Source organism: Formosimonas limnophila (genome assembly GCF_014652675.1).
Classification (GTDB): Bacteria; Pseudomonadota; Gammaproteobacteria; order Burkholderiales; family Burkholderiaceae; genus Hydromonas; species Hydromonas limnophila.
In genome coordinates, this window is record NZ_BMZG01000006.1 from 60,818 (window position 1) to 73,033 (window position 12,216).

General features: G+C 46.7%; 8 protein-coding genes. 3 read left to right on the forward strand and 5 right to left on the reverse strand.

The window, feature by feature from the left end; genetic code table 11:
- Nucleotides 1–5 precede the first annotated feature (5 nt).
- Nucleotides 6–890 carry a Kdo hydroxylase KdoO gene (gene kdoO, locus IE082_RS06550; RefSeq protein ID WP_189493122.1) on the forward strand — a complete coding sequence of 295 codons (885 nt, stop codon included), beginning with the start codon at nt 6–8 and terminating at the stop codon, nt 888–890.
- A 117-nt stretch (nt 891–1,007) separates the two neighbouring features.
- On the opposite strand, the gene IE082_RS06555 is transcribed toward kdoO, so the two are convergent.
- A complete protein-coding gene (locus IE082_RS06555) occupies nt 1,008–2,255 on the reverse strand; it encodes an O-antigen ligase family protein (protein ID WP_189493123.1) in 1,248 nt (415 codons plus the stop codon).
- A gap of 20 nt (nt 2,256–2,275) precedes the next feature.
- A complete protein-coding gene (locus IE082_RS06560; RefSeq protein WP_189493124.1) occupies nt 2,276–3,361 on the reverse strand; it encodes a phosphoethanolamine transferase in 1,086 nt (361 codons plus the stop codon).
- A 25-nt stretch (nt 3,362–3,386) separates the two neighbouring features.
- Between IE082_RS06560 and IE082_RS06565 the strand changes: the two genes are divergently transcribed.
- Nucleotides 3,387–3,638, forward strand: coding sequence for a hypothetical protein (locus tag IE082_RS06565; RefSeq protein WP_189493125.1), 252 nt, complete (start codon nt 3,387–3,389; stop codon nt 3,636–3,638).
- Nucleotides 3,639–3,917: 279 nt separating this feature from the next.
- Here IE082_RS06565 and dnaE read toward each other — a convergent pair whose 3' ends face one another.
- A complete protein-coding gene (dnaE, locus tag IE082_RS06570; RefSeq protein WP_189493126.1) occupies nt 3,918–7,394 on the reverse strand; it encodes a DNA polymerase III subunit alpha in 3,477 nt (1,158 codons plus the stop codon).
- 193 nt (nt 7,395–7,587) lie between these two features.
- Here dnaE and gluQRS point away from each other — a divergent pair, with 193 nt between their 5' ends.
- On the forward strand, nt 7,588–8,529 hold the full coding sequence (gene gluQRS / locus IE082_RS06575) for a tRNA glutamyl-Q(34) synthetase GluQRS (RefSeq protein ID WP_189493127.1): 942 nt from the start codon (nt 7,588–7,590) through the stop codon (nt 8,527–8,529).
- A 72-nt stretch (nt 8,530–8,601) separates the two neighbouring features.
- Here gluQRS and metH read toward each other — a convergent pair whose 3' ends face one another.
- Both metH and IE082_RS06585 read right to left on the reverse strand, forming a co-directional pair.
- On the reverse strand, nt 8,602–11,238 hold the full coding sequence (gene metH, locus IE082_RS06580; RefSeq protein WP_189493128.1) for a methionine synthase: 2,637 nt from the start codon (nt 11,236–11,238) through the stop codon (nt 8,602–8,604).
- A 107-nt stretch (nt 11,239–11,345) separates the two neighbouring features.
- Entirely contained in the window at nt 11,346–12,212 is an 867-nt protein-coding gene (locus IE082_RS06585; RefSeq protein WP_189493129.1) for a hypothetical protein, read from the reverse strand.
- Between the last annotated feature and the right edge of the window lie 4 nt (nt 12,213–12,216).

Genomic DNA, 12,216 nt, shown 5'->3' on the forward strand with positions numbered 1-12,216 from the left:
ACACAATGGATTTCACTCGAGAGTTTGCGATTGAGTCTTGGTATAACCAAGATTCGGACCACGATGTCGAAAATGCTGTTTTTGAGTTGGAGCAAGGTAATGTGCTTGTTCTACCTCATTTGAGTTTTGAGTTGAGTGAGAGAGAAAAGAGATTTTTGTCGCCCTCTTGGTCTGATGGTAAAGCAAAAAATATATCTTTACAGCCAAAACCTCAGGGGCTATTGCTTAAAGGTGCGCAAGGCACCACTTCAGATTTGGAGCAGTTGAAAAATTTACTGCAACGTTATTCCGACAGTGCTCAGTCTTTGGTTCTGAAGTTGTTTCCTGCTTATCAAAATTATCTGAAAGTCGCCAATACGAGTTTCAGGCCGTTCCTAGTAGAAACACGATCAAGTTCATATCGCAAAGATGACTCGCGACTACATGTGGATTCGTTTCCATCCAATCCAACCATGGGTACTCGTTTGTTGCGCGTGTTTACCAATGTTAACCCAGTTGGTGTTCCGAGGGTTTGGCGAGTGGGTGAGCCATTTCCTGATATGGCGGCAAGATTTTTGCAAAATACCAAAGCTATGTGGCCTTTACAAAGTAGATTGATGCATGCACTTAAAATCACCAAGCGCCCACGAACAGAATATGATCATCGCATGTTGCAATTACACGACTTGGCTAAAGAGGATGTGAGTTATCAAAAGAACTCATTGCAGCAGGAGGTTCTGTTCTCACCTGGTACAACTTGGGTGGTTTATTCTGATCAGGTGATGCACGCAGCCATGAGTGGTCAGTACATGTTTGAGCAGACATTTCATGTTCCTTCTGAGGCTTTGGTTTATCCTGAGCTATCGCCTCTGGCTGTTTTACAAAAGAGCTTGGGAAAGCGTTTGATTTGAACTTGCATCTATAAGAAGTTTTTTAATCTGGATGGCTGTTGGGTAACTTTTAACAATTGGTTTGATAGAAAAGATTCAACCCCTCATCGGGGTTGTTTTTTGGTTAAATCACAGTTTTTAATTATTTGTTCTGCTGGTGGCCCAAAGCAGGGCTGAAAACACCACAAAAGTTGCCACAGGCTGATTATAAATGAGGGAGGCGCTGACTGTGCCTGCCATCATGAAGCAAGCCACTAGCGCGAAAGACAGCATAGAAATTAAATTTTCATTTGCATGTTTTTCAATCACCATCTTCTTGATGAAATAGGCAATTGCTGTGGCAAAAATCACTGCCCAAATCACCCCTCCTTCAACTAGTGCCTGCAGATACTCGGAATGAAAATGTCGGTGATGAAAAAGTACACCGCCTAAACCCCCGCCGCCGTATTCAGGCAATAAATACGGCCGTGCACCAGCACCGATGCCTAAAATTGGGTTGTCTAGGAAAGCGGAAATGCCCAAGCGATACATTTCAAGTCGAGCGCCAACGGATGTCGCCATGCTTTGATTGAAGACTTCTTTGTTTGGTTGCTGCAAATAGCTTATTGCTTCTTGATATGCCAGCAAAAATCGCTCTTGTCTAAGATAGAAAAAAGTAACAAGCATACAAACCCCTGCGCCAAAAAGGATGAGGGTACGTGTTGGTGTCAGGTGTCGTCTGAGGCGCCAAAGTATGATAACGAGGGCTACTATAAAAAATGCAATCCACTCGGTGCGTCGCCCTGTGGTGTAGAGCGTAAACCACGCACATCCTGAAGAAATGGCGAACAACCATTTTTCATGTTGTCTTAGCCCCTCGCTTTTGTCGGTTGCTGCAACAAGAAGCCATGTCCCTGAAACAAGCAGCAACTCTGCTAAAATCCCAGCGTTTAAATCAAAGCCTGGGCGTAGATGATAAAACGGCAATTGAAACAAAATTGCCACTACGTTCCAAATAGTGATGATAATCATGCCATAAGATAATGCTTTCAAAACTTTAATTAGGTTTGGTTTGGCGTAACATATAGCCAAAAAAACTAAGGGCCATGTGATTAAGTAAATATGCCAGATTGCATTTTTCAAAGCCAATTCAGGATTGTTTGACCATAACATAGACAGTAGTTTAAAAACAAATACGCTGGCAATTGACAGAGAGAGCCATGTGTCTTGTTTTGACCAACCGCCAATTTTTATCAACACTTGATGTCGAACTCCAGTCTGCAGTGAGATGAACATACCGAGTAAGGCTAATAAAATACAACCTAAGTCAGGTACGCCCCTAAAGAGTAAGAATGCAAAAAAATAAGCATAAATTAAATGGCTGATGTGAACTGAGTGCTTGGGCATATTCGTAACCTATTGCAATACTATTTGAGGTAAATAACGGATTTTTGTGTGTTGAGATTGGACTTATAAAATGAACTGTTGATATTTAATACGTCGTGCATCAGATAGTCCAAGTCGTCTAAAGAAAAAGGTTCCTGATGAAAAATATTCTTTTCTGTAACCACTGTGTTTTTCCAGATAAACAAAGGGATGTCGTAACCGTTGCTTGTGGCCTCACTATGACCTGCAAAATTCTGTGAGTGACCAACTTCTTGGCCGTGATCTGAGAAGTATACGACGCTCAGATCCCTGTTTTCACGTTTTTTGACCAGATCTTTGAGTACATCTGAAAGTAAAATCGACCCGCAATAAACTGCATTGTCGTAATCATTTCTGGTTTTTCTAATGGCACTTGACCTGCCTTGAGATTTCATGAGTTGCATGACTTGATCATCATCGATGCCTTCGTAAGGTTTGATGTTGTCTGGGCAGCGGAGCTGGTAGTGGAAGTGTTGTCCAAGTAAATGCAAAACAATCAATTCTTTTTTCGCCGCAGGCAATGACAAATGCTTATCGAGTTCAGGCAATAAATCAAGGTCTGTGGTTGAGCTATCTCGCCAGTTGCCACTATTGATAAAAACAGATTTATCGGCACTTTTCCCCAGTGTGGCAATCCAGCCATCATTGCTTGGTTGATTGGATAACCACGTGATCTGATATCCCGCCGCATTGGCAAGCATGAATATATCGGGCGTGTTTTTCCATTTGTCGGGGGTTTCTTTGCTCGCTGGCGTGAGTGCGCGTTGTAGCGATGGCAAGGTAAAAGCGGCAGTAGAAGCTGCATTTCTAAACCAAACAGTGTGGCCTGATAATTCACTCAGTGTGTTTTCTAAAGGTAGCGTGGTTGGTCGAGGGTAGCCATAGTTACCCCAGTTGTGCTTGTTTGCGCTTTCACCAATGATTAGAACAACGGTTTTTTCTTTGTCATCGTTAAGGCGGACATGCCAGTCCTTTTGAGAAGCCTTGATCTGTTGGCGCATGGTTTGGAGTTGTTTAATTTCTGCCTGCGCTTCTTGGTGGCGGGCGATCACCACAATCCATCTTAAGAAAGGCTCTTGTCGAAGCATGGTTTGATTAAAATGAAGCAGTCCAATGGTGAGCCAACAAAAAATCAAAAAAGCTGGTTTGGCAAATGAGATGCTGCTTTGCAATGTGGGTAAAACGCGCTTATTAAACAAAAATAGAACAACAAAGCTCAAGATTGCAAAGAAAGCCGATATTCCAATCAGGCTCGCTTGTTCGGCCATGAATCCCAGTGACTCACTGGCGTTTGTGTTAGCCAAAGCTTCTGCTATCACTGAGGGTGAAGGTGTAGCGCCGAAAAACTGCCGAACCACTCCCTGAACCGCCAAATCTAAAACAAATATCGTAGTGAAAAAACTCCATGCGCGGTTTTTCCCATGCCAAAGCCTGCTGTCTAACCAAATCATGGCTGTGCCGATGAACCAAAACCAAACCAGTGACTTAAGGCCGTCAGTTGATCTATTAAGCCCCAAAAATGTTGAGCATGTAATGAGTAAAACACCCAAAGATATTAAATATAACCAACTATTCTTTATTAGAGGTTTTTTGAGTAAGCGCATGATGTCAAAGAATAAAGTTATGTGAAGGGAGGGCCATTTTTTATATAACCTCGACTGATTCAACGTATGGCAGGTTTTCTAAACTGCTTAAAAGTGTGTCTTTGGGTATCACCCGCCAATCTAAACCTAACCGGATGTCTGCAGAGGCGCCCGCTGTATAAACATGGACTAAAATGGGTAGCCCATCCTCATCATAACCACTGGTTAAAATTGTTTTAAGAATGCTAACATCAAAGGTGCTTTGCTGAGTGTTTACGTGAATGATCAAGTTATTGGCCTGTGCTGATTTCGCAAGCGCCATATCCATGACTTTGTCCGCGACGACGCGCACACCACCTGTGTAATCGTCTTTCTTCGCCGTGCCTGAGATGATGACGAGGTGCTCTTCTTTGAGTAGGCTTGAGTATCGCTCGAAGGTTTCGTTGAATACTGAGACTTCAACACGGGCGGTTTTGTCATCGAGTGTGACAAACATCATTTTACCGCGCTTGGTGAACATGGTGCGCACCGCGGTGATAATGCCAGCGAAGAGGACAGGCTCACGCTGTGGCGTGATTTTATTTAATCGGGTTTTGACGATGGTGTTGACTTCGGCTTCATGCTCGTCGTATAGGTGACCCGACAAGTAAAAACCGATGGCGGATTTTTCGTTCGCCAGCTTTTCGCGCAGTGTCCATGGAGCGGTTTGTGCGAGCTGGTTTTGCCACTCGGCATTGAGGGTCTGTGCGTCGTCAAATAAACTGTTTTGATGTTTGTTTTGTTCGGCGTGTAGTGCTGCTTCTAGGGCGTGCTCTACCGAGTCAAGCACGCTGGCACGATTTTCGTGCAGTGTGTCAAATGCACCTGCTTTGATGAGTGCTTCGAGGGTGCGGCGGTTGACCAGTTGCTTATCCACGCGCATACAAAAATCAAAAAAACTGGTGAATGCGCCGTTGGCTTCGCGTTCGCGCACGATGGCTTCAATCGCCGCTTGACCTGAGCCTTTGATGGCACCTAGGCCATAGCGTATGGTCTTTGCATTCGTTGGCACGAAGTTATAGTGTGACTCGTTGATGTTCGGTGGCAGGATGGTTAAGCCGTTGTCTTCGACGGAGTCTTGATAAAAAATCTGTACTTTGTCTGTGTCGTCCATGTCCGATGACATAGTGGCCGCCATGAATTCGGCGGGGTGGTAAGCTTTGAACCACGCAGTTTGATATGCAATCAGTGCATAAGCTGCCGAGTGCGACTTGTTAAACCCGTAATCGGCAAATTTTTCCATCAGGTTAAACAACTCTGTCGCCAGACCTACCGACACGCCACGCTCTGAAGCTCCCTTCGCAAAAACGTCTCGCTGCCGTGCCATCTCTGCCGCGTCTTTTTTACCCATCGCGCGACGGAGCAAGTCAGCACCGCCCAGCGAATATCCGCCGAGAATCTGCGCGACCAGCATCACCTGCTCTTGATAGACCATCACGCCGTAGGTGGATTCGAGTACGGGTTTGAGGCGGTTGTCAAAATACCATGCGTCGTTGCCCCGCCCTGTTTTGACCTGCTCTTTTTTACGGGCAATGAAGTCGTCCACCATGCCTGAACCGAGCGGCCCTGGGCGATTCAAAGCCATGAGTGCGATGATGTCTTCAAAACTGTCGGGTTTGAGTTTTTTCTCAAGGTCCTTCGCTGAGCGTGACTCAGATTGGAATACGGCAGTGGTGTTACCTTTGGTGAAAATGTCGAATACTTTAGGGTCATTCAGCGGCAAGTCTTCTAAGACAAAATCCACCATATCAGGATTCAAATCCTTGAGGTACTTGACCGCCAGTTTGAGAATCGTTAAGTTGCGCAAACCCAAAAAGTCGAACTTCACCAAGCCGATGGCTTCAACATCGTTTTTGTCATATTGGCTAACCACTGAATTCGTGCCCATCGCGCAATACACGGGGCAAAAATCCGTGAGTTTGCCCGGTGCAATGAGGACGCCACCCGCATGCATACCGATGTTGCGCGTTAGACCCTCAAGGCGTTTGGCCAATGCGACGATTTCTTGGGCTTCTTCTTCGTTTTCGACACGCTCTTTGAATGTAGGTTCTTCAGCGAGTGTTTTTTCCAGTGTCCACGGATTGGCTGGGTCGTGTGGGATGAGTTTGGATAAACTGTCGCAATAGTTATACGGCATGTCCAGCACGCGGCCGACGTCACGAATCACCGCCTTCGCGCCTAAAGTACCAAACGTGGCAATTTGCGACACCGCATCATGGCCGTAATGATCTTTGACATACTGAATCACCGAGTCGCGACCGTCCTGACAAAAGTCAATGTCAAAGTCGGGCATGGAGACCCGTTCAGGATTGAGGAATCGCTCAAACAGCAAATCATAAGCGAGTGGGTCAAGATCTGTAATCTTCAGCGCATACGCCACCAACGAGCCTGCACCAGAACCACGGCCTGGACCGACAGGCACGTCGTTTTCTTTCGCCCAGTTGATGAAGTCTGCCACAATCAAAAAATAGCCCGGAAAGCCCATTTGGATGATGGTGTCGAGCTCGATATTCAGTCGAGAGACATAGCGTTCGCGCTCTGCTTCGCGTTTGGCGGGATCGGAATAGAGTTTGACAAGCCGCTCCTCTAAGCCCTGGTGAGATAGAGTCCGAGTGTATTCCGCGATGGTTTCGCCATTGGGTGTCGGGAAGTCAGGTAGTTGAGGTTTGCCCAAATCCAGTGTGAGATTACACATTTGTGCAATCGCGACTGAGTTGGTCAGCGCACTGGGCAAATCAGCAAAACGTTCTGTCATCTCCGCCTGTGTCATTAAATATTGACACGGACTAAATGCGGCGACGCGTCTGGGATTCGATAAAATTTCGCCTTGCGAAATACACACCCGCGCCTCATGCGCCCTGTGCTCGTCAGGTGTGAGAAACTGGATAGCATGGGTTGCCACCAGCGGTGTCTTGGTATCAAATGCCAGTTCGGCTGCCAGTAGTGTCTGCTGTGTTGACTCAGGTGTGTCGAGTCGCTGAACCTCTAAATAATACTGGTCGTTAAATGCTCTGCGCCATTGGTGTACGCGTGCTTCGGCTTCGTCTGTCTTGCCCTTGAGCAACATTTGACCCACATCGCCCCAATGCGCACCTGACAGAGCGATCAAACCGTGATTCGCGCCCGCTTCGTCGAATAACCATGACGGATGGAGCTGCGCATGGGTCGCTCGCTCCTCCTGCATGTATGCACGACTGAGCAAATCGCACAGCCTCAAGTAACCAGCACGATTTTTAATGAGTAATAATAGTCGTGTCGGTTGCGCCAGATCATCAGGATTGGTCACCCACACATCTGCACCCATGATCGGCTTCACGCCAGCCTTTATTGACGTGTTATAAAACTTAATCAATCCAAACGTATTGCCCAAATCCGTCAAAGCCAACGCGCCTTGGCCATCGGACTTTGCCTTTGCCACAGCCTCATCGATACGCACAATGCCATCATTCACAGAAAACTCGGAGTGCATGCGTAGGTGAATGAACGTGGGATTGGACATAAGATAAGTGTGAAAAGGGATAAAATACAGGTGAAGTTAAAAAATGGAGCAGTACCAATACTGGTCGTTTACCTCACCAAAAACCATGGATAACGCCACCATTCCCGCAAGGGACAGGGGCTTCTGATTTTAGGTATCAATGAACCAAGAACCAAAAAAGCAATCGCCATTGTACTAAATCCCACCCGCCATCATGACACAATCGCCGCTTTTAAAGCCCAATCTCATCGCAAGACTCCAACCTGACTCATGGTTAGCCAATGTCTGCCGATCTATTAAATGTGAGCGCACACTCTTGCTGGGTGTTCCATATATTGGTCGATTCGCTCCGTCGCCCTCCGGCCAACTCCACCAAGGTTCGCTCATTGCAGCCCTCGCTTCTTACCTGCATGCTCGTTGGCACGGCGGCACATGGCTTGTTCGGATGGAAGATGTCGATACTACGCGTTGCAAACGAGAATACGGCGACCATCAAATTCAAACCCTGCGCCAACTCGGATTCATCTTTGACGAACCTGTTTGGCAAAGCACTCGCGACGTCATCTATCAAGCTGAATTTGATCGACTAAAACGACTCGGTGCAATCTACCCCTGCACCTGTACTCGCCGCGATATCGGTGACGGCATTTATCAAGGCACTTGCCGAAATGGCCACGCAGTGAACAAACCGATTCGCTCGTGGCGCTTTCGTGTGGGTGATGATGTAATTAATTGGCAAGACGAAAATGGCACGCAGCGTCAGGAGCAACTGATGCAATCTGTTGGTGATTTCGTCGTCAAACGTGTGATTGATGAGCAGCATCATGAATGGACTTATCAATTCGCTGTTGTCGTTGACGACGCTTTGCAGCAGATTAGCCACATCGTGCGTGGTGCTGACCTGATTGATTCCACCGCCCGCCAAATCGCCCTCCAACGCGCATTAGGTTACCCCACTCTCGTCTACAGCCATTTCCCTCTACTGACCAACGAGCAAGGCGAGAAACTCAGCAAAAGTGGCCAAGCCCCCACACTTGACATGCTAAAAGGATTGGAGGCATTGCAACACGCGTGGGTGTTTTTGGGCGGGTTGCCCATTCAAGCCAATTACTTGGAGGCATTTTGGGCGGCTGTGGGTGTGAAGCAAAAAACGTAGGGCTGACAAAACCCGCTAACAATTATGTTGTGTGATGAGATTTTAATCATTCATCGCCTGGCGTGCTCATGGTCACCACACGCTCATCCCCACATTAAAATACCGCGATTCAGGGTGTGAGAAATAGAACCCTGACACGGATGAAGCAGGCCACATAGCGAGGCTCTCCGTTAAACTCATACCAATGTCACTGGCTTTCAGAACTCTGAATAAATCGGTCTTGATGGTGTGCTCAGGGCAGGCTGGGTAGCCTGGTGCTGGGCGAATACCGCGGTATTTTTCTTTAATCAGCTCGTGTGCAGTGAGTGACTCATCTGGTGCATAGCCCCAGTCATCTTTGCGCACTTTCTCGTGCAAATATTCGGCAAACGCTTCGACGAGGCGATCAGCCAAGGCTTTGAACATAATCGAGCCGTAGTCATCCATTTGCGCGTCCATCTGCGCCAAACGGTCTTCCATACCTAAGCCTGCGGTCACGGCAAACATGCCGATGTAGTCATTCGCGCCACCTGCTGGTGCGATGTAGTCGGCCAATGACATATTGGGTCTTGGTACGTCGTCTATCACGGGTTTTTCGGTCAGTTGACGCGCAGGATTCCAACGCAGTAGTTCGGTAGTTTTGTCCTCGTTGTACAGCACAATCGTGTCGTCATCGACGGTGGCAGCATGATACAAACCATAAGCGCCTTTGGCGGTCAGCCATTTCTCAGCAATGATTTTATCGAGCATGGCTTGTGCGTCGGCGAGCACTTGGCGGGCTTGTTCACCGACCGCAGCATCATCCAAAATCGCAGGGTACGCACCCGCCAAATCCCACACTTGGAAAAACGGCGCCCAGTCGATGTATGGCACGAGTTTGGCAACATCCATCTCTTCAATCACTTGCAAGCCGAGTTTACGTGGTACAGGTGGCGTGTAATTAGCCCAGTCGGTTTTAAATTTATTCGCACGCGCGGCTTCGGGTGAAATCTGCACTTGGCCTTTTTTGTTCGCGTGTTGTTGGCGTACGCGCTCGTACTCGGCATTGTGTTTTGCCAAAAACTCATCGCGTGTATTCGGCGAGAGCAGTTGTTGCAATACCGTCACTGAGCGTGATGCATCAGGAACCCAAACCACAGGGCCATCGTAGTTCGGTGCGATTTTGACCGCCGTGTGCACGCGTGACGTCGTCGCGCCACCGATGAGCAATGGCGTTTTGCGTTCGCGGAAATACGCATCGCGCTGCATCTCAGCGGCGACATATGCCATTTCTTCAAGTGATGGTGTAATCAAGCCCGATAAGCCAATCACGTCGGCGTCGACTTCCTTGGCTTTGGCCAAAATCTGCGTACACGGCACCATCACGCCCATGTTTTCAACGTCAAAATTATTACACTGCAAGACCACTGTCACAATGTTTTTGCCAATGTCATGCACGTCGCCTTTGACCGTCGCCATCACCACGTTTGCTTGTGATTTAGACGCGTCGGCAAAGCCCGCCGCGATGCGGTCGGCTTTTTCTTGCTCGATGAATGGAATCAAGTGCGCGACGGCTTGCTTCATCACACGCGCAGATTTGACCACCTGCGGCAAAAACATTTTGCCCGCGCCAAATAAATCACCAACGACATTCATGCCGTCCATCAACGGACCTTCAATCACATGAATCGGGCGTTCGGCTTGTTGGCGTGCTTCTTCGGTGTCTGCGTCAATGAATTGAGTGAAGCCATTGACCAATGCATGGCTCAGACGTGCGTTGACGTCTTGCTCGCGCCACGTGAGATTTTCTTCTTTCTTGATGCCATCGCCTTTGTACTGGTCGGCAATTTCGAGTAATCGTTCTGTCGCATCTTCACGGCGATTGAGCACCACGTCCTCAACGCGCTCGCGCAGCTCAGGATTAAGGTTTTCGTACACGCCAAGCATCCCCGCATTGACAATGCCCATGTCCATCCCTGCTTGGATGGCGTGGTAGAGAAACACCGTGTGAATTGCCTCGCGTACAGGCTCGTTGCCACGGAACGAAAACGACACATTCGACACGCCACCACTGACCAATGCGAATGGTAAATTTTCTTTGATCCAACGCGTCGCGTTGATGAAATCCACCGCGTAGTTGTTGTGCTCCTCAATCCCCGTCGCAATCGCAAAGATGTTCGGGTCAAAAATAATGTCATCGGCAGGGAAGCCCACTTTGTTGACCAGCACATCATACGAGCGTTGGCAAATCTCAATCTTGCGCTCAAACGTATCGGCCTGACCTTGTTCATCAAACGCCATCACCACCGTCGCCGCGCCGTAGCGCATGATTTTGCGTGCCTGCTCGATGAAGGGTGCTTCGCCTTCTTTGAGCGAAATCGAGTTCACCACAGCCTTGCCCTGCACACATTGCAAACCCGCCTCGATGACCTCCCACTTCGACGAGTCAATCATCATCGGCACACGCGAAATATCAGGCTCCGACGCAATCAGATTCAAAAAGCGCACCATCGCTGCCTTTGAGTCCAGCATCGCCTCATCCATATTGATGTCAATCACCTGCGCCCCGTTCTCCACCTGCTGCCGCGCAACGGACAACGCCTCGTCAAACTGACCATTGAGAATCATACGGGCAAACGCCTTAGACCCCGTCACGTTGGTGCGCTCACCGACGTTGACAAATAAACTATCGTTGCCAACGACGAAAGGCTCAAGACCAGAGAGGCGGAGGTTGCGTTTGAGTGTGTTCATAAAATTTTTAGTTAATCAGTTTTGTAGTGTCATAAGCGTTTTTTGCGCATTACACCGAAGAATGTAGCATTATCCTGTTTTAAAACATGCGGCGCAATGCGCTGCGTTTATTGTTTGCCACGGCTCTTGTTTTCAGTTTTATACTTTTGTTTGAAATTCATTAAGGCAATTTTTATGCTGTTTTTATCGCTCATTTCATATTGTTTAAATTCTTTAGTCCATAATGTAAGTTGGTTGTAACTTATATTGAGATAGATAATTGTCTGTTCTTTTATGATTTTTTGTGTATTTTCGCTGAACCTTGAAAACATGATTTTTATGAAGAAATTTTCATAAATAACGTATAAGCCAAGGAAGTAAATAAAGGGCAAAATGCTAAACGACAATAATGGAATAACAAAAAAATCTTTCATAATCTGTAATAGATTTAGATTATTACTGTTGATAAGAACTAAATAAAGTGCATGAAGAAATAAAAATATGACATATGAAGTTAAAACCCACTCTAACAAGATAGCAACTTGTCGGTGTTCTTGATTATGCTTCGACATTACTAACATCATTGATAAGATTGCAATGATAGGCATTAGTATCAATTCAACCCAAAAATCAAAGACAAATAAATGAATGAAAAATTCAATTAAAACAATAATTTTCAACTGACTGATGGCGAATTGTGTGAAAAATTTCTCTTCTTCAATTTTATTGAGGTTGAAGAAAACAGATAAAGCCGTAGAAAAGAACCAAAAAATAGTTGCTGTTAATTGTGAGTTTGACCAAATATCTAAAGCAAATAAGATAGAGATAGATGTCATGCAATAACAAATTAAGAGAATTATTGGAAGAATAACTTTTTTCTGGAAAATTGCGACAAGAACGCCTCTTGTACTTTCCCGTACTTCTTTACGGAATGATACCCAAATAAAAAATATCAGCATCCAAAAAATTAGTGCAAATTCACGATGGTTCGGCATTGCT